The sequence below is a fragment of the Blastococcus sp. SYSU DS0533 genome (assembly GCF_054050775.1).
The window spans coordinates 1-595 of sequence record NZ_JBJGZZ010000033.1 but is presented as its reverse complement, the minus strand read 5'-3'; the positions used below and the strand labels follow the sequence as shown (position 1 = coordinate 595).

The 595-nt window shown below is 80.2% G+C and carries 1 protein-coding gene and 1 pseudogene; both read left to right on the top strand.

Annotated features, from left to right (window positions below; all coding sequences use genetic code 11):
• The coding region (locus ACI79W_RS20025) for a hypothetical protein (RefSeq protein ID WP_456563832.1) at nucleotides 1-238 on the top strand (238 nt) is incomplete at its 5' end.
• Nucleotides 208-595: pseudogene (locus ACI79W_RS20020) on the top strand (hypothetical protein); the annotation flags it as partial. The gene ACI79W_RS20025 and the pseudogene ACI79W_RS20020, both read left to right, overlap by 31 nt.

Genomic DNA, 595 nt, shown 5'->3' with positions numbered 1-595 from the left:
CGGCGAGCTGCTGGCCCGCGACGCCGAGGCCGCCGAGCGGCGCCGCCGGATCCGGCAGCGGGCCGCCGATGTGACCGTGCGCCCGGTGGGGGACGGGATGAGCGAGCTGCGCGCCCTGCTCCCGCACTCCGACGCCCGCGCCTGCCGGACGCCCTGGATCGGCACGCCCGCGCCGCCCAGGAGGCCGGCGACGGTCGGCCGATCGGGATGCTGCGCGCCGGGGCGGCCGCCGACCTGATCCTGCGGCCCTGGCAGGACCAGCCCGCGGTGACCGCGCAGCTGACCGTGGTCGCCCCGCTGCCCGCGCTCACCCCCGCCGGGTTCCTCACCACCGGCACCCCGCTCCCCGCCGCCTTCACCCCGCCCGGGGTTCCCGAGCCGGTCGGGGAGGTCGACGGCGAGCCGATCACCGCCGCTCACCTGCGCGAACTGCTCACCCAGCTCGACGCGGCGGGCATCCAGGCGCCGCCGGCGGGCAGCCTGCACATCGCGGTCACCGACGCCGCCGGGGCGCTGCTGGCCGTCACCGGCCGCACCGAGCTGGCCCGGCGGGCCGCCACCGGCTGCCCCGACCACCCCAGCGACCCCGACCACC